The organism is Hylemonella gracilis (assembly GCF_004328645.1).
GTDB classification, from domain to species: domain Bacteria; phylum Pseudomonadota; class Gammaproteobacteria; order Burkholderiales; family Burkholderiaceae_C; genus Hylemonella; species Hylemonella gracilis_B.
Genome location: NZ_CP031395.1, coordinates 2,902,626 through 2,919,008, shown reverse-complemented (window position 1 = coordinate 2,919,008; position 16,383 = coordinate 2,902,626). Strand labels below are relative to the sequence as shown.

Here is a 16,383-nt window from a genome sequence, read left to right as displayed (position 1 = left end):
GCAGCCGAGTGAGGTTGCGCAGGGTTTAAGGCACGCTTAAGTGTCCGGGGCGCATGCTTGCACCTCATGAAAATCTGGAAAAAAACATCGCAGGATCAGGCGCAAAACACGAAACGCTGGTTTCAGACACGCCCCCAGCTTTCCGCCGAAGCCTTGTTGGCGCTAGGTGCGATGTACTTATTGCTCGCATGCAACGGACCGTTCTGGCGTGCGGCCATGGTCGGGCGCGACATGGGAGTACTTTCAAGTTGGGGGTTCGCGACCGCATTGCTCGTGGCCTGCGCCTCCGCGTACTTCGCCGCGATGGCGCTGGTGACATTGCCCCTTCCACGTCGTGGCGTGCGCCCCCTGTTGGCCATCCTGTTCCTGGCTTCGGCCACGGCAGCCTGGTACATGGACCGTTATGCCGTTCATTTTGACAAGGACATGCTGCGCAACGTGTTGGCGACGAACTGGGACGAGGCGAGCGAGCTCTTGAACTGGGGCTTGGTCTGGCACGTGACGCTGTTCGGTGCCTTGCCCGCGGTGCTGCTCTGGTGGCCGCGCATCCCAGCCCGCTCCTGGGGGCGCACGCTGGTGTGGCGCGCGCTGTCGATTGCCGCGGCCTTGGTGTTGGTCGTGCTGAGCGTGTGGGCGGTGTCCGCCGATTTCGCCGCGCTCAACCGCAACCACAAGGAGGTGCGCTACCTGCTCACGCCGGGCAATCTGGTGGTCGCGGCGGTGCGCGAGGCTGCAGGCCCCGGCGTGTTGCAATCAAGGCAAGCCAGGGAGGTGGTGGGGGCCGACGCGCGTCTGGGCGGGGTTTGGCAGCAAAGGGGTCGCCGCGGCCGGCCGGCCCTTTTCGTGCTGGTCGTCGGGGAGACAGCCCGGGCGCCGAATTTCTCTCTCAACGGGTATGAGCGTCCGACCAATCCGGAACTCACGCGCCACCAGGCGACGGGGCAATTGGTGAACTTCTCGCAGGTCACGTCTTGCGGCACCTCCACCGAGGTTTCCCTGCCTTGCATGTTCTCGCCGTTCGGGCGCAGGCATTACAACGAGGAGCAGATCCTCACGCATGAGACATTGCTACAGGTGCTGGCACGTGCGGGCTTCCAGGTGCTGTGGCGCGACAACCAGAGCGGTTGCAAGGGGGTGTGCGACGGCTTGCCGACCCAGAGCCTGAACCACGCCAAGGTGGAAGGATTGTGCTTCGAAGGTCAATGCCTGGACGAAATCCTGGTTCAGGGGTTGCCCCAGATCGCCGCCGATGGGCGAGGCAACCTGTTCATCGTGCTGCATCAACTCGGCAGCCATGGACCCGCCTACTATCGGCGGTATCCGGCCGCCTACAAGCGATTCGGACCGGCCTGCGAGGACGAGAGTCTGCGCAACTGCACGTCGGAGCAAGTGCGCAACGCCTACGACAATTCACTGCTGTACACCGACCATGTTCTGGGGCGTGTGATCGATTTCCTGGCTCAGGCTGGAGGACCGAACGGTCGCTACGACACCGCCATGCTCTACCTGTCCGACCACGGTGAATCGCTGGGCGAGTCGGGCCTGTACCTGCACGGTATGCCCTGGGCCATCGCGCCACGCGAACAGACCCATGTGCCCATGGTGGCGTGGTTGTCTCCGGCGTTCGCGCAGAACTTCGGGGTGGACATGGCTTGCCTGCGCGCGCGCTCGGATGTGGCACTGAGCCATGACAATCTGTTCCATTCCATGCTCGGCCTGCTGGATGTGGAAACCAGTGCCTATGAACCGGCGCTGGACATGTTCCGTCCCTGTCGTGCCTCAGGTCCGATCGCGGCGCCTGCCGCGGCGGCGGTGCGTCCGGGGCTCAAGTCGGCGGGAAGTGCACGGTGACGCGCAATCCGTGATCCGGGGCATCGCCCAGTTCCACGCTCGCGCCATGTTGCTCCGCCACGGCTTTGACAATGGCCAAACCGAGTCCACTCCCGACGGAATGAGTGGCTTCTGAGTGGCCACGGTAGAAACGATCGAACACGCGCTGCCGCTCGCCGAGCGGAATGCCGGGGCCGCTGTCCGTCACAGTCAGACTGGCCTGGCCCTTGTCCGTCTCGGTGGCAACATCCACGCGTCCACCCGCCGGTGTGTGACGCAGGGCGTTGTCCACCAAGTTCGACAGCAAGATGGTGAGCTGCTGAACATCCCCCTGCACGATGGGGCCGGGGGCATTGGAATCATCGGCCACGGAGCGCGCGAGCAGAACGCCTAGATCCACGCCCCGCTCATCGGCCCGGGCGCTGAACAGGCTGACCACGGAGCGCGCAAGGCCTTGCAGGTCCACGGGATGATGCGTTGGCATGGGCGCGTCAGGGGCCAGGCGCGACAATTGCAGAAGCTGTTCGATGAGCCGTTGCGCTCGCTCCACGCCCGCGCGCAGGTCCACCAAAGCCTGTCGGCGTTGTGCCTCGCCCCCCGCGCGTTCCAGGAGTTGCAGTTGCAGGCGCAGCGCGGCGACCGGCGTGCGCAGTTCATGCGCGGCGTCGGCGAGAAAATTGCGTTGCAGGGCCAGTGCGTGACCTAGGCGCGCCATCAGGTCGTTCGTGGCGCTGACCAGCGGATGCAGCTCGGGCGGGTACACCTGCAACGGTATCGGGTGCAGTATCTCGGCGCTGCGCGCCGCCACGTCGGCGGCCGCGCTGGACAAGGGCGCGAGTCCCCGTCGCAGCGCGTACGTCAGCAGACCCGCCACCAGCGTCAGCAGGCCGACAATGGGCAGGGTCAGCTTGTTGGCGGTCTCGCGGGCGAGCACATCGCGTTCATCGGCGCGTTGGGCCGCTTGCACGATGCGATCTTCCAGCACGATCGTGTAGATATGCCACCGACCCGTGCCGTCCGGGGTGTAGGTTTCGACCATGGACAAGCCGTTGCGCACCAGAAAAGGCAGGCGGGCTCGAGGGTCGGAGGTGTGCAGCAGCCTCCCTTCGCGCGTCCAAACCGCCGTGACAAACTCAAAATCTCCGTACTCTTCGTAGATGCGTGGCAACTGCTGAGCCAGTCGCCGCACTTCTTCAGAAGACTGTCCATCTCGGGCGTCTGGGTGGTTGGCCACGGCCAAGGCCACCTGCTTGAGGTTGTCCGCAAATACCTCCCCCATTTCGTCGGCGAGCACCTTGTAGAAGCCCACCAGCAGCAAGGCCGCGCCCAGTGCCAAGGCCCCCAAGGACCAAGTGAGTACCCTGCGGTGGATGGAGGTTTGCATGGTGTCGGGCGGACAATCGAACAGAGGAAGTCAGAGGCTTCGGGGCGATACTCAAGGGATGACTTTGTACCCCACGCCGCGCACGTTGCGGATGCGATCGACCCCCAGTTTGCGGCGCAGGTGATGCAGGTGCACTTCGATGGCGTTGCTGCCGACTTCCTGTTCCCAACCGTAGATGGTGTCTTCCAGCTGTTCACGCGAGAGGACCGCCCCAGGGCGCTGCATGAGCGCTTCCAGCAGCGCGAACTCGCGCGGGGACAAGGCGATGGGCTGCTGGTCCAGCCGCACTTCGCGCCGCACGGTGTCCAGCGCGAGGTTGCCGCATTCGAGCAGGGGTGAAGCGCCACCACCACGTCGGCGCAGCAGGGCCCGCACGCGGGCAATCAGTTCGTCCAGGTCAAATGGCTTGAGTACGTAGTCATCCGCACCCGCGTTGAGGCCCGTGATGCGGTCCGCCACTGCGTCACGGGCCGTGGCGATGAGAACGGGCAGCTTGGCCAGTTCGGAGTGTTGCGCGCGCAGTGCCCGCAGCAGATGAATGCCATCCGTATCTGGTAGGCCCAGATCCAGCAGGGCCAGGTCGTAGACACCGTTGGCCAGGGCCAATTCAGCCGCACGGCCTGACTCGACCCAGTCCACTGCGAAACCGGCGTCGCCCAGGCCTTGGCGCATGGCACGGCCGATCATGGGGTCATCCTCAATGAGCAAAAGTCTCATCTTGGAGGTTCAATCCGTGTTTTTGCGTGTCAAAACAGGTAACAGAAGGCTGCACAGCCAAGCCCAGGACCAGCACAGCCATGCCGACCACAGCGTGTGGCTCAGGTAGTGAGCACCGCGAAGTTGTTGCACGAAACCCAAGATAAAGCCTGCCGCCAGTGCCAAACAGAGCCAGCGCATGGCTGCGCGAGGTGCATGGGGCCGCAAGACAAAATAAGCAGCAATCCAGGAAAACCCTGCGCTGGCGTGTCCAGCAGGAAAGCAATGACCGGGTCCCCCGTCGAGCAAGCCCCAGGCCCAGTGCGAGACGTAGCTGGCTTGGCCACCGAAGGGCTGCATGTCCCAGGGACAACTGCTCGAGCTCGCGAGCTTGAGGAGGTTGACGAGCAGCAGTGCGGAGACGATGGTGGTCAACAGCCAGATGCGCTCGACGCGTGTGAGTTGCCTGAGGGCACCGACAGGCCGCCATATGGCAATCAGCAGAATCAGTGCCAGCACCGCGGCGAGTTTGCGCGCACCATCGTGCAAAACGTTGCTGAGCAGCCAGTGATTCTTGAGGGCGAATCCGGTGCTGGAGGCCCAGGGCTCGGCGAGCCAGGTGTCCAGGCCATAGCGATAGCTGAGCGCGTCCCAGAGCAGTATCAGGGCCAAAGACGCCAGGGTGAGCCAGGCGTGGCGCCTGAACAGTGTTGTTTCTGCGGCTTGCATGGAGTCTCCCCTGCGGAAAACCTGCAAGTATGCGGGGCTAGATTTAAGGCAGGCTTAAGAAGACGGGTGCCAAGAGCTTAGGCACGTGGTGCCATCGTCGCGGCCATGGCCCGCAGCTGTGAAAACAGATCTTCCGGTTCGAGCGCCCGCGCGCGGGCTTGTTGCGCAACCTTGCCCCAGGCACTGATGTCCAGGCCTGCAAGAGGGGCCGCATCCAGTCCGTTCCAAGTGTCATGAAAAGCCCGCAGCGACGATGGTGCCCGCATCCAGTTCAGGAAAGCCTGGAGTTTGTCGTGGTGAGCGTCGTCGTGCTGGGGGTAGATCTGCCAGATGAAGGGGATGGACTGCAGATCGCCTGCCGGGCTTGGCCGCGCGGCCCAGAGGGCCCGAACCAGGGAATCCTCGCCGCGCACGAAGTTCAGGTCGCAGGCCCACAGCAGGTGGTCGTAATCGTCTTGGCTCAGACGGGGCAGGTAGTGAACGCATAGGCGTGACGAAGGCGATGTGCTCCGTCCCCGCATCAGCGCCTGGACCGCCGCCGTAGCGCGGCCCGCCGTGACGAGCAGGTGCGTGAGGCGGGGCGGTCCATCGGGTTCTCCGTCCTCCTGCGGTTGCTCCAGCTGATCGAGCAGGGAGGCCAAGGCCACGGGTTCGTAGCAGAACAGCGAGACCAGCCGTTCCCCGTCTTTGCGCTGGATGCCTTGGGCCGTGAGCCAGGCCTCGCGATCGAAGCGGTGCTGGCGTCGTGGCAGATCAGGTTCGCGCAGTAGCCCGCCGGTGGCCGATGTGAAGCCTGGGTAGAAGAAGCGCTTGCGCCAGCCCGCCAGAGGGCCGCTGAGCACCGGCGAGGGCAGGCCGTGCATGCGTTCCACATAAGGTTCCGCGCTCAGGTATTCGAGGTTGATCCAGGCCGTATCCGCCGTGGCGACGGCCTGGACCCAGTCCGGTGTGATGTCGCAGCCAAAGGCTTCGATCAGGACATCACCCCGCGGCAGGCCGTTGGGGGCCTGTCCTTGCCAGGGCCGAACGTCTACGCCCTCGGCCAGGTCGGGCGCCATCCAGGCCAGGGCCAAGGCATCGTCCACCCACAGCCGCGCTTCTTGCCCATGCGCGGCGATCTGGCGCGCCAAGCGCCAGCACACGCCGATGTCACCGTAGTTGTCGATGACTTTGCAGAAGATGTCCCAGCGCATGACCATGCCTGTCGTGTCGTGCTGGCTCAGCGGATCTGCGTTTCGTCGGTGCGACGCGCACCCAGGTTGTCCACCCATTGCAGAACGACTTTGTCTCCTGGCGCGCCGCCCTTGAATTGGCAGAAGAGCACAGGGTTCTGGGCGATGGCCGTGCTCCATTGCGCTTGCAACACCAGGCGCGGCGTGCCTTGCGCTCCGACATGGTGGGCCAGTACCTCGGTGATGTAGTGCGGGGGAATGACCCGACCGCTTCCGTCGTGGCGCTGGCCGGTTTCCATGATGTGCTTCACCAGCACCCGTACCTCGGTCACGCCGTTGGCGTGATTGGCACGCAGGCGCATCGGCTCGGGCGAAGGCAGGTCGGTGCTCATGCGCGTCAGTTCCCGCAGCCACCCAAGGTGACGCGCGTTTCCTTCACGGTCGTGTAGTAGCGCTTGTCCTTGCCCTGCATGGCTTGAACCAAGACCCGAACGCGGCTGCTCTCGGCCATCTTTACGCGGGTCTGGAAACCGGGCTCCGTGCCGTCAGGAAAGTGGAAGCTGGCCACCAGGGGGAAGGGATTCTTGTCGATCAGCAGCATGATCTGCCGCGTGTCCGGGATCAGGCTGTTCACGCTCACCGACACCATGGCACCGTTTTCGGCCAGTTCGGGGACCTGCAGCTGGATCAACTGCTCTCCGACCTCGACCACCGGCGCATCGCCGAGGATTTGTTGCAGGGCATCGCCCGGAGTCTGGGCCTGGAAGGCTGACGAGCGGTTTGCCAGAGGCCATGCGGTTGTCTGCGCCCATGCCACCGACGCGCCGCTGTACAGGCCCAGCGACGCAAGTGTCCGCAGGGCACCACCGCCCCAAGCGCCCAGCGCGAGCCCGGCGGCCCCCAGGGTCTTGAACACGGTGCGACGGTCGTCGATCATGGGCGAACGAAATAGCAGGTGCTTGCGGCGCTGAAAAGGGCGGGCAGGTCAACCAAGCAAAAACGCCAGCATGGAATGACCCGATGCTGGCGCCTTGGCGTGTTTGGGGTGGCTGATGGGACTCGAACCCACGACGACCAGAATCACAATCTGGGACTCTACCAACTGAGCTACAGCCACCGTAAGGGCGAGATTATAGCGTCAAGCTTCAGCCTTTAGGCGCGCTGGCCGGCAGATCGATGCGTGTCTTCAAGCGTTGGCGCAGGAGCTGGTAGTAGGCCTCGTTCTCCGCCTGCGTCCACCACTGCAGGTATTGGAGGCGTTGCTGGCTCTGCTGCGCCTGGTCGCCGGCCGGCGCACGTTCAATGCGCCGGTTCACCCGGGCCAGGGCGTAGCCCTGATCGCCGAGATCGGTGCCCACCCAGACAGGGTTCGCGCCAGCGGCCTGCAGGTCGGCGCGCAGCACGGCATCCACCAGGGCGCGCGGCAGGTTGCGTGCTTGGTCGCGTGATACGACCTCTGCTGCGCCGAGCTTGGCCTGAGCGGGCGTGACCTTCCAGGCGGCCAGCTTGGCGAGTCCGTCCTCGTGGGCCAATTGCGCGGCGCGGGCACTGACCACACGCTCGCGCACGGCGGCCTGCACCTCGGCCAGGGGCAGGGTGCGGGCGGGCATGTGCTGCACGACGCGAGCGGCTGCCAGACGGCTGGGACTGATTTCCACGGCCTCGGTGTTGCGCTTGGCCTGGATGGCGTCATCGCTGAACACCGCTGCCAGTAAACGGGCGTTGGTCAGCACACCTTGGGCATCGGCCGTGCCTTGCGCGGGGTCGCGGTTGACAGTGGCGGTCTGGATGCTCAGGCGCAACTGATCCGCCACGGGCTTGAGGCTGTCAGGCTGCTCGTAGACGCCATTGGTGAAGGTCTCGGCAGCTTCGGCGTAGCGGGCCTGGGCCTGCTGATTTCGAATCTCGGCTTCCAGGCTCGGACGGAGTTCGGCGAAGGTCTTGGCTTGGGGCTTCTTGATGCCAGTCACTGTAATGAGGTGATAGCCGAAGTCGGTTTCCACGACGTCGCTCAACTCGCCCTGCTTGAGTGCGAACACGGCTTGTTCGAAAGGCGGGGTCATGGCGCCACGACCGAAGTAGTCGAGGTCGCCGCCGCGCGCGGCTGAGCCAGGGTCTTGCGAATGCTTGCGTGCGAGGTCGACAAAGAGTTTGGCCTGTGCCTTGGCAGGCGCCTTGCGCAGTTCGGCCAGCAGGGACTGCGCCTGCTCACGGGCCTTCTGACGCTCGGCGGCGGGCGCATCCTTGGCCGCGGCGATCAGGATGTGGCTGGCGCGGCGTTCCTCGGGGCCGCTCAGGCGGTCGACGTTCTGTTCGTAGTAGCTGCGCAGGTCCTGCTCGCTCACGCGGATTTCCTTGCGCAGGGTGTCGATGTCCAGCACGACGTATTCGATGCGCGCCTGCTCCGGAGCCTGGAACAGCCCCTGGTTGGCCTGCCAGTAGGCCTGCAGATCGGCTTCCGTCACCTGCACGCGGGTGGCGTAGTCGGCGGGGATGAAACGCGCCACCTGCACTTCGCGGCGCTCCAGCCAGGCATCCAGCGCGAGGTCCGCGGGGGTGTTGGTCGGCACGGCGCTGCCAGTCACGCTGGACTGGATCTGGTTGACTGCGAGGTCCGCGCGCAGCTGGGCCTCGAAGGCCGCTGGGTTCATGCCTTGGCGGGCCAGCAGATCTCGGTAGGTTTCCATGTCCATGCTGCCATCGGCGCGGCGCAGTTGGGCGATGGCGGGGATGGTCTGCAGCTCCTGGAAGAGCCGGGCGTCGCTCACGCTCAGATGGGCCTCCATCGCAGCCTGCTGCAGCACCCGCTCGCGCACCAGCCGTTCAAGCACCCCCCGGCGGGCCGCGTCGGAATCGAGCAGCCGTGCATCGAGATTTGGCATCATCTGGCGCAGTCGGTCGGATTCCGCGCGGTGAGCGCCATCCCATTCGCCCTGGGTGATCTCGATCTTGCCCACACGCGCCACCACGCGGTCTTTCTGCGTCATGCGGGTGTAGCCGTCGATGCCCACCAGCACGAAGGACGGAACGATGAGCAGCACCAGCACTGCCATCAGGATCTTGTTGTGCTTGCGCAGGTTTTCAAACATGGGCACGGGTCTCCGGGCAAGGGAAAGGAAAAAACCGAAATCGTTGACAACAAAAAAGGCGAACGCAACGTTCGCCTTCGCTTGGGTGGTGGGTGCTGACGGGCTCGAACCGCCGACCTACGCCTTGTAAGGGCGCCGCTCTACCAACTGAGCTAAGCACCCCACCGGTTGAAACCCTCAAGCGGGCTTCAGTGCTCGATCCGTGTTCAGTTCAAGGCGTCCTTCAACGCCTTGCCCGGACGGAACTTCGGGAGCTTGGCGGCCTTGATTTTAATCGTGTCGCCGGTGCGCGGGTTGCGGCCCGTGCGGGCGGCGCGCTTGGTCACGGCGAACGTGCCGAAACCGACGAGAGACACCGAACCGCCTTTTTTCAGCGTGGTCTTGACGGCGCCGATCACGGACTCCAGAGCCCGGGTGGCAGCCGCCTTGGAAATATCTGCGTTCTTGGCGATGTGCTCGATCAGTTCGGTTTTGTTCACAAAAATCCCCTTGTAGGTGGAATTAGGTTAATCGGTCTGCCCCTTTGCATCCTGTTCGCACCGGACCGGTGACCGGTGGGACATGCAGGGCAATCGGCAATTGGGCACCCGCTTGAATTTGGGTGCAGCAATTAGAGCGATGGACTTGGGCCGTGTCAATCAAGGCTTGCAGCCACCATGGCGGCGTGGGACGCGAATTCTAGACGCATTTCCCGTGCCAGCCTCCGCGACGAAAGCATGTGGGGTATTTCATGCGTGACGAATCGTTTCTTCGTCGCCGGCCCGGGTTCGGCCGCGACTCATACCTTGGCCCGGATCTCGGGCAAAGCTTTGCGTAGGTAATAAACCATGGACCAGACGGTGAGTACCGCCGAGATCCAGATCAGCACCGTGCCCCAGACATGGGTGTCCAGCAGACCGTACAACACGTCGTCGTAGAGCAGGAAGGGGATCGCCACCATCTGCGCCGTGGTCTTCAGCTTGCCCAGCATGTGCACCGCGACGCTGCGCGAAGCCCCGATTTGGGCCATCCATTCGCGCAGCGCGGAGATGGCGATCTCGCGACCGATGATGATGAGTGCCACGAACACGTCGGCACGGTCCATGTGCACCAGCACCAGCAGACTGGCGCAGACCAGGAACTTGTCAGCCACCGGATCAAGGAAGGCGCCGAAGGCCGAAACCTGGTTCAGCTTGCGCGCCAAGTAGCCGTCCAGCCAGTCCGTCAGCGCGAACAGCACGAACAAAGCGGTCGCGATGAGGTTGCGCGTCTGGGGGTCCAGTGGCAGATAGAACACGCCGATGATGAGCGGGATGGCGACAATGCGCGCCCAGGTCATCAAGGTGGGGATGGTGAAGAACATGGATGTCATTGTGGCATGGCCGGCTTGTGAAATTGTTCACGTTTGGCCTTGTCCCCCGCCACGGGCTGACAAACCCTTGCCGTTCAGTGCAGCGCGCGGTAGATGGTTTCTGCCAGTTCGTGCGAGACGCCTTCGACTGCCGCCAAGTCCTCCACGCTGGCGGCTTCGACGCCACGGGCCCCGCCAAAGCGCTGCAGCAGCCGTGCGCGTCGCTTGGGGCCGATGCCGGGGATGTCCTCCAGCCGGCTGCCTCCTGTGCGTACCTTGGCCCGTGCCGCGCGCATGCCCGTGATCGCAAAACGGTGGGCCTCGTCGCGGATCTGCGCGACCAGCATCAGCGCCGCCGAATCCTTGCCCAGGTACACCTTGTCGCGCCCGTCGGCGAACACCAGCTCTTCCAGGCCGACCTTGCGGCCCTCGCCTTTTTCCACGCCCACGATGATGGATAGGTCCAGTCCGAGCTGCTCGAAGACTTCGCGCGCCATCGACACTTGGCCCTTGCCGCCGTCGACCAGCACCAGATCGGGCATCACGGCCTGGGCCGGTGGCCCCTCGTCCACGCCGCCCTCGCGCCGCGCGTCGGCCAAGCGCGCCGCGACGCGTTCGTAGCGCCGCGTCAGCACTTGGCGCATGGCGGCGTAGTCGTCTCCTGGGGTGATGTTGTCGATCTTGTAGCGTCGGTACTCGCTGCTCTGCATCTTGTGGTGATGGAAGACCACGCAGGAAGCCTGGGTGGCTTCGCCCGCGGTGTGCGAGATGTCGAAACACTCAATGCGCAATTCGTCCAGGCCTGCGGGGGCACTCATCTGGGGCAGGTCCAGCGCCTCGGCCAGCGCACGCGTGCGCGCCTGCTGTGAACCTTCCTCGGCCAGCAGGCGGGCCAGTTGCAGGTCCGCGTTGGTCTGGGCCATGTCCAGCCAGATGCGGCGCTGGGCGCGCGGCTGGTGGACTGCACGCATGCGCAGGCCGGTCTGCTCGGACAGCGCTTCCATCAGCTCGGCGCTGACCGGCGCGCCGGTGATCAGCGTGGGCACGGCCGGCACCTGCACATAGTGCTGGGCGACGAAGGCTTCGAGCACCTGGGTTTCGACCGAGGGGCCGGCCTCGGGCACGGCATCGCCTTCGTCCTCGGAGAAGCGCAGCGCCGCCGCATCCTCGACATGGCTGGGGAAATAGGCCCGGTCGCCCAGGTGCCGGCCGCCGCGCACCATGGCCAAGTTCACGCAGGCGCGACCGCCCTGGATCTTGACGGCGAGGATGTCCACGTCGCGGTCGTCCACGCTTTCCACCGCCTGCTGGTGCAGCACGTTGGACAGTGCGGAGATTTGGTCGCGCAGTTCGGCTGCCTGCTCGAATTCAAGCTGTTCCGAGTGTCCCAGCATGCGCGTTTCGAGTTGCTGCAGCACCTGCTGGGTCTCGCCGTCGAGGAAGGCCTGGGCGTGGGCCACGTCCTGCGCGTAGCCCTCGGCGCTGACCAGGCCCACGCAGGGGCCGGAGCAGCGCTTGATCTGGTAGAGCAGGCAGGGGCGGGCACGGTTGCTGAAAATCGTGTCTTCGCAGGTGCGCAGGCGAAACACTTTCTGCAGCAGCACGATGGCTTCCTTGACCGCCCAGGCACTGGGGTAGGGGCCGTAGTAGTGGTGCTTTTTCTCGACCGCACCACGGTAATAGGCCATGCGCGGCCAGGCGCCCGCTTCGGTCGGGGCCGTCTTGGTCGAGGCCGCCGTTATCTTGAGATAGGGGTAGCTCTTGTCATCGCGGAACAGGATGTTGTAGCGCGGCTGCTGGGTCTTGATGAGGTTGTTTTCCAGCAGCAAGGCTTCGGCTTCGGAGCGCACCACCGTCGTGTCCATGCGAACGATCTTGCCCACCATGTGGCCGATGCGCGTGCCATCGTGGCGCTTCTGGAAGTAGCTGGAGACGCGCTTCTTGAGGTTGCGTGCCTTGCCCACGTAGAGCAGGCCGCCTGCGGTGTCGAAGTAGCGGTAGACGCCCGGCAACGAGGGCAGGGCGGCGACCTGGTTCAGCAGTTCCTCGGAGTGAACGGAGGGGATGTCATCGGTGTCGGCGGACATGGGCGTATTGTCGCTGTCTCCTGGTGCGACGTAAGCGCAGAGGATGGGGCAGGCGGCGCCGCCGATTTCGATTTGCGCAGCAAATCATATGAGGCGGACAGTCTGTCCCGTCCTCTGCGCGCTCCACCCAGCAGGCTCAGTTCACCAGCACCAACTTGCCCTTGACCTGGCGCGACCCCATCAGGGCGTAGGCCTGCTTGAGTTCCTGCATGGGCAGCACGCGGTCGATGACCGGCTTGACCTTGCCCTGGGCGTACCACTGTGCCAGCGCCTGCATCATGGCCGCGTTGGCCTGTGGCTCGCGGCGGGCGAAATCGCCCCAGAACACGCCGACCAAGGACGCCCCCTTGAGCAGGGGCAGGTTCATGGGCAGTGGGGGGATGGTCGGACTGGCCGCGAAACCCACCACCAGGTACCGGCCGCGCCAGGCAATGGAACGGAAGGCCGGTTCGGCCAGGTCGCCCCCCACGGGGTCGTAGATCACATCGGGGCCCTTGCCGTTTGTCGCAGCCTTGATGGATTCGCGCAGGTCTTGCGTGCTGTAGTTGATGCCCGCGTCCGCGCCAATCTGCCTGCACAGCGCCAGCTTGTCGTCGCTGGACGCCGCGGCGATCACGCGCGCGCCCTGTGCCTTTGCAATCTGGATCGCCGCGGTGCCCACGCCGCCGGCCGCGCCCAGCACCAGCACGGTCTCGCCCGCCTTGAGTTGGCCCCGGTCGATGAGTGCGTGGTGGGAAGTGGCGTAAGTCATGATGAAGGCCGCCGCGTCCTCGAAAGGAAAACCGTCTGGCAAGGGCATGCATCGGTCCGCAGGCGCCAGGGCGTGGGTCGCGAAACCGCCGGTGCCGGTGAGGCAGGCAACGGCCTGTCCGAGCCTCAGATGCTGCACGCCGTCGCCCAGCGCCCGCACCACGCCCGCGTATTCCGAGCCGGGCACGAAGGGCAAAGGTGGTTTCATCTGGTACTTGTTCTGCACGATCAGCAGATCGGGGAAGTTCAGGCTGGCGGCCTTGAGCTCAAGCAGCACCTGGCCGGGGCCGGGCTCGGGTGTGGCTTGTTCTTTCCATTCCAGTGCGTCGACGCCGCTGGGGTCGCTGCAGAGCCAGGCATGCATGGGGGTCTCCTTGTGTGCTTGTGTTGTCGAGCGGGCGGGCGTGGGTGTGCGGAGCGCGCGCGACCCCGTTGACGTTGTCCGAAGATCATACGGTTGGGCATGGTGGCATGGCTGTCCCTGCCGTGACCCGTCCCAGCCCCCTACAATTTCGGCAACATGAAAATCCTGATCTCCAACGACGATGGCTACCAGGCACCCGGCATCGTGGCGCTGTACGAGGCGCTCAAGGATGTGGCCGAGGTCGAGGTGATCGCGCCGGAGCACAACAACAGCGCCAAGTCAAATGCCCTCACGCTCAATGCGCCGCTCTACGTCTACCGTGCGGCCAATGGCTTCCGCTACGTCAATGGCACGCCTGCCGATTGCGTGCACATCGCGCTGACGGGATTGCTGGGCTACCGGCCCGACCTGGTGGTCTCGGGCATCAACAACGGCGCGAACATGGGGGACGACACCATCTACTCGGGCACCGTCGGCGCGGCCATGGAGGGCTATCTGTTCGGCATCCCGGCCATTGCCTTTTCGCAGGTGCAGAAGGGCTGGAAGCACCTGGATGCCGCAGCCGAGCGGGCCCGTGAACTGGTGCGGCAACTGCTGGCGCATCAAGCACCCAAGGCCAAGCCCTGGTTGCTCAACGTCAACCTGCCGAACCTGCCGCGTGAGGAATTGAAGTCCACCAAGGTCTGCCGCCTGGGGCGACGCCACGCGGCCGAATCCGTCATCACCCAGACCAGCCCCCGGGGCGAGACCATGTACTGGATCGGGGGGCGGGCCCTGCGCTGGACGAAGGCGAGGGCACCGATTTTCACGCCGCCGCACAAGGCCATGTGACCGTCACACCCCTCAAGGTGGATCTGTCGGACCACGAGGCGCTGAGCTACTGGGCACAGTCGATCGCGCATCTGTCCGTGCCCTCGCCTTCTGGCAAGGTCGGGACATGAGCAGGACGCGTCCGGGCTTTCCCGTGCGTCTGGACCGTGCGGCGGGTATGCCGCTGACCGGCGGCCTGGCGGGTACGGGCCCTGTGCGGGGCACGGAATCCGCCTCAGCGCCAGCGCCACTCCATGCGCAGGCGAAACCAGGCGGCGCCCATCCTGCGCGTGCCGGCCGACCCGTTGCCAGCCATGGCCTGGATTCGCAGGCGGTGCGCCAAGCCATGGTGAACAAGCTTGCGGCCCAGGGTATCCACGACGCGCGCGTGCTTGACGCCATGGGGCAGGTCGAGCGGCACCGTTTCGTCGACACGGCGCTGGCGCCGCAGGCCTATGAAGACACTAGCCTGCCGATCGGCCTGGGGCAGACCATCTCCAAGCCCAATGTGGTCGCGCGCATGATCGAACTGCTGCTGGACTGTCCCGCACTCGCGCACGCGAAAGCCAAGTCGGCGCAGGACAACGAGCGCAGTGGCGGGGCGCCCTTCGGCGCGGCGGCGGGCGCGGGGCGCGTCCTTGAAATCGGCACCGGCTGCGGCTATCAGGCGGCCGTACTGGCCTGCGTGGCCCGCGAGGTGTACAGCATCGAGCGCTTGCGGGGCCTGCATGAGAAGGCCCGCGAGAACCTGCGCGGCCTGCGCCTGCCCAATGTGCATCTGCTGTTTGGCGATGGCATGGTCGGCTACCCGGCCGGCGCGCCTTACGCGGCCATCATCGCCGCGGCGGGTGGTGAGGCGGTGCCCCAAGCCTGGGTGGATCAATTGGCCGAGGGCGGGCGCCTGGTCGCGCCCGTGTTGGCGGCCACGGGACGAGCGGGCGCGGGCGGGCCCCCCACGCAAGCCCTGCTGGTGCTCGACAAGACCGCCGAAGGCCTGCGCCACACCCTGCTGGAGGCCGTGCATTTCGTCCCCCTAAAATCGGGTATTGCCTGAGTGGGCGCATGGACCCGGCCACAGGCCGGGTCTGTGACCTCGCTCGACGCGCGGCTTGCCTGGAACAGGCCAACCATTTTCTCGAAGGACTTTGTACTGATGACCTCTGCGGATGCGATGCCAACGCCACCAAGTGCCACGCTGTTTCTGCCGTTCAAGCGCTGCGTGTGGCTGGTGGCCGCGCTGGTGACGGTCGCGGGGCTGGCGGCATGCGCGGCAGGCAATGGCCGTGCGCCGGTCGAGGCGCGCGAGGTGCCCGTCACGCGACCCGTGATCGAGTCGCCCAGCTATCCGCAGCGCGCTTCCGGCACGTCCGCCTCCAACCGTCCGCCCGTGGTGGGTTCCGCCTCCCGGCCGAGCGCCGGCGGTGGAGGAGGAGGGCAGGCGCCCGTGGTCACGCCCGTGCCTGCGGCCACGGTCGAGACGGGAGGCGGTGCCGACAAGCCGGGTTACTACACCGTGAAGCCCGGGGACAACCTGTACCGCATCGGCCTGGAGACGGGGCAGCATTGGAAAGACCTGGCGCGCTGGAATGGCTTGCCCGATGGCCATCAGATTGCCGTGGGGCAGGTGTTGCGTGTGATCCCGCCCGGCGAAACGCCATCGACGGATGAGGACGCGGGTGAGAAAACCGCGAGCGCGCCGCCGGCCGCCAGCACGCCGACATCCCGTCCCGTGACCAGCGTGGTGGTGGGTGGCGAAGCGGCCTCTTCGAGCGGGCTGACATGGATCTGGCCTGTGTCTGGTCCGGTACTCGCCAGCTTTGACGGCGTCAGAAACAAGGGCCTGGATATCGGTGGCACGGCGGGTGAGCCGGTGCTGGCGGCAGCCGACGGGCGCGTGGTCTATTCCGGCTCGGGCCTGCGCGGTTACGGCAACCTCATCATCATCAAGCACAACAACACCTACTTGACTGCCTACGCGCACAACCGCGCCTTGTTGGTCAAGGAAGATCAGACCGTCAAGCGCGGCCAGAAGATCGCCGAAATGGGTAACAGTGACGCCGACCGCGTCAAGTTGCATTTCGAAGTGCGCCGCCAGGGCAAGCCGGTCAATCCGGCCCAATACCTGCCCAAGCGCTGAGGCTT

General features: G+C 65.3%; 14 protein-coding genes, 2 tRNA genes and 1 pseudogene. 4 read left to right on the top strand and 13 right to left on the bottom strand.

Going from position 1 to position 16,383, the window contains the following annotated elements; genetic code table 11:
* Positions 1-66: 66 nt before the first annotated feature.
* On the top strand, positions 67-1,851 hold the full coding sequence (locus tag DW355_RS13700; RefSeq protein ID WP_131280852.1) for a phosphoethanolamine transferase: 1,785 nt from the start codon (positions 67-69) through the stop codon (positions 1,849-1,851).
* Here the strand turns inward: DW355_RS13700 and DW355_RS13695 are convergent.
* The 13 genes from DW355_RS13695 to DW355_RS13635 all read right to left on the bottom strand — a co-directional run bounded on the left by DW355_RS13695 (position 1,826) and on the right by DW355_RS13635 (position 13,431).
* Positions 1,826-3,214: a sensor histidine kinase gene (locus DW355_RS13695; protein WP_131280850.1), complete on the bottom strand. Its 1,389-nt coding sequence runs from the start codon at positions 3,212-3,214 to the stop codon at positions 1,826-1,828. The two genes, DW355_RS13700 and DW355_RS13695, sit on opposite strands and share 26 nt — an antisense overlap.
* A 51-nt stretch (positions 3,215-3,265) precedes the next feature.
* The gene (locus tag DW355_RS13690) at positions 3,266-3,931 is read right to left on the bottom strand and encodes a response regulator (RefSeq protein WP_131280847.1); all 666 of its coding nucleotides are present in this window, start codon (positions 3,929-3,931) and stop codon (positions 3,266-3,268) included.
* Positions 3,932-3,940: 9 nt separating this feature from the next.
* On the bottom strand, positions 3,941-4,639 hold the full coding sequence (locus DW355_RS13685) for a phosphatase PAP2 family protein (RefSeq protein ID WP_131280846.1): 699 nt from the start codon (positions 4,637-4,639) through the stop codon (positions 3,941-3,943).
* Positions 4,640-4,716: 77 nt separating this feature from the next.
* The gene (gene earP, locus DW355_RS13680; protein ID WP_131282726.1) at positions 4,717-5,832 is read right to left on the bottom strand and encodes an elongation factor P maturation arginine rhamnosyltransferase EarP; all 1,116 of its coding nucleotides are present in this window, start codon (positions 5,830-5,832) and stop codon (positions 4,717-4,719) included.
* Between the two features lie 26 nt (positions 5,833-5,858).
* Positions 5,859-6,203 (bottom strand): thiosulfate oxidation carrier complex protein SoxZ, encoded by a 345-nt coding sequence (gene soxZ / locus DW355_RS13675; RefSeq protein ID WP_131280844.1) that lies wholly within the window; start codon positions 6,201-6,203, stop codon positions 5,859-5,861.
* Positions 6,204-6,208: 5 nt separating this feature from the next.
* Positions 6,209-6,748, bottom strand: coding sequence for a thiosulfate oxidation carrier protein SoxY (locus DW355_RS13670; RefSeq protein WP_131280842.1), 540 nt, complete (start codon positions 6,746-6,748; stop codon positions 6,209-6,211).
* Between the two features lie 104 nt (positions 6,749-6,852).
* Positions 6,853-6,928 (bottom strand) — tRNA-His (locus DW355_RS13665).
* Between the two features lie 28 nt (positions 6,929-6,956).
* Positions 6,957-8,900, bottom strand: coding sequence for a SurA N-terminal domain-containing protein (locus tag DW355_RS13660; protein WP_131280840.1), 1,944 nt, complete (start codon positions 8,898-8,900; stop codon positions 6,957-6,959).
* 86 nt (positions 8,901-8,986) lie between these two features.
* Positions 8,987-9,062, bottom strand: a tRNA-Val gene (locus tag DW355_RS13655).
* A gap of 44 nt (positions 9,063-9,106) precedes the next feature.
* On the bottom strand, positions 9,107-9,379 hold the full coding sequence (locus tag DW355_RS13650; RefSeq protein WP_006296845.1) for an HU family DNA-binding protein: 273 nt from the start codon (positions 9,377-9,379) through the stop codon (positions 9,107-9,109).
* A 299-nt stretch (positions 9,380-9,678) separates the two neighbouring features.
* A complete protein-coding gene (gene pgsA / locus DW355_RS13645) occupies positions 9,679-10,242 on the bottom strand; it encodes a CDP-diacylglycerol--glycerol-3-phosphate 3-phosphatidyltransferase (protein WP_131280839.1) in 564 nt (187 codons plus the stop codon).
* A gap of 83 nt (positions 10,243-10,325) precedes the next feature.
* Positions 10,326-12,317 carry an excinuclease ABC subunit UvrC gene (gene uvrC / locus DW355_RS13640; protein WP_242671161.1) on the bottom strand — a complete coding sequence of 664 codons (1,992 nt, stop codon included), beginning with the start codon at positions 12,315-12,317 and terminating at the stop codon, positions 10,326-10,328.
* 136 nt (positions 12,318-12,453) lie between these two features.
* Entirely contained in the window at positions 12,454-13,431 is a 978-nt protein-coding gene (locus tag DW355_RS13635) for an NADPH:quinone oxidoreductase family protein (RefSeq protein ID WP_131280837.1), read from the bottom strand.
* 156 nt (positions 13,432-13,587) lie between these two features.
* Here DW355_RS13635 and surE point away from each other — a divergent pair.
* From surE to DW355_RS13620, 3 genes and pseudogenes are all read left to right on the top strand, one after another.
* A pseudogene (surE, locus tag DW355_RS13630) lies at positions 13,588-14,372 on the top strand (5'/3'-nucleotidase SurE).
* Complete coding sequence (locus DW355_RS13625) at positions 14,369-15,295, top strand: protein-L-isoaspartate O-methyltransferase family protein (protein ID WP_131280836.1); 927 nt, start codon at positions 14,369-14,371, stop codon at positions 15,293-15,295. The pseudogene surE and the gene DW355_RS13625 overlap by 4 nt, the downstream one beginning before the upstream one ends.
* Before the next feature lie 99 nt (positions 15,296-15,394).
* Positions 15,395-16,378: a peptidoglycan DD-metalloendopeptidase family protein gene (locus tag DW355_RS13620; protein WP_242671160.1), complete on the top strand. Its 984-nt coding sequence runs from the start codon at positions 15,395-15,397 to the stop codon at positions 16,376-16,378.
* The last annotated feature ends 5 nt before the right edge of the window (positions 16,379-16,383 follow it).

What these genes read in the sequence shown, in the direction of transcription:
- DW355_RS13700 (WP_131280852.1), top strand. Translation starts at nt 67, where the DNA reads ATGAAAATCTGGAAAAAAACATCGCAGGATCAGGCGCAAAACACGAAA.
- DW355_RS13695 (WP_131280850.1), bottom strand. Translation starts at nt 3,214, where the DNA reads ATGCAAACCTCCATCCACCGCAGGGTACTCACTTGGTCCTTGGGGGCC.
- DW355_RS13690 (WP_131280847.1), bottom strand. Translation starts at nt 3,931, where the DNA reads ATGAGACTTTTGCTCATTGAGGATGACCCCATGATCGGCCGTGCCATG.
- DW355_RS13685 (WP_131280846.1), bottom strand. Translation starts at nt 4,639, where the DNA reads ATGCAAGCCGCAGAAACAACACTGTTCAGGCGCCACGCCTGGCTCACC.
- earP (WP_131282726.1), bottom strand. Translation starts at nt 5,832, where the DNA reads ATGCGCTGGGACATCTTCTGCAAAGTCATCGACAACTACGGTGACATC.
- soxZ (WP_131280844.1), bottom strand. Translation starts at nt 6,203, where the DNA reads ATGAGCACCGACCTGCCTTCGCCCGAGCCGATGCGCCTGCGTGCCAAT.
- DW355_RS13670 (WP_131280842.1), bottom strand. Translation starts at nt 6,748, where the DNA reads ATGATCGACGACCGTCGCACCGTGTTCAAGACCCTGGGGGCCGCCGGG.
- DW355_RS13660 (WP_131280840.1), bottom strand. Translation starts at nt 8,900, where the DNA reads ATGTTTGAAAACCTGCGCAAGCACAACAAGATCCTGATGGCAGTGCTG.
- pgsA (WP_131280839.1), bottom strand. Translation starts at nt 10,242, where the DNA reads ATGTTCTTCACCATCCCCACCTTGATGACCTGGGCGCGCATTGTCGCC.
- uvrC (WP_242671161.1), bottom strand. Translation starts at nt 12,317, where the DNA reads ATGTCCGCCGACACCGATGACATCCCCTCCGTTCACTCCGAGGAACTG.
- DW355_RS13635 (WP_131280837.1), bottom strand. Translation starts at nt 13,431, where the DNA reads ATGCATGCCTGGCTCTGCAGCGACCCCAGCGGCGTCGACGCACTGGAA.
- DW355_RS13625 (WP_131280836.1), top strand. Translation starts at nt 14,369, where the DNA reads ATGAGCAGGACGCGTCCGGGCTTTCCCGTGCGTCTGGACCGTGCGGCG.
- DW355_RS13620 (WP_242671160.1), top strand. Translation starts at nt 15,395, where the DNA reads ATGACCTCTGCGGATGCGATGCCAACGCCACCAAGTGCCACGCTGTTT.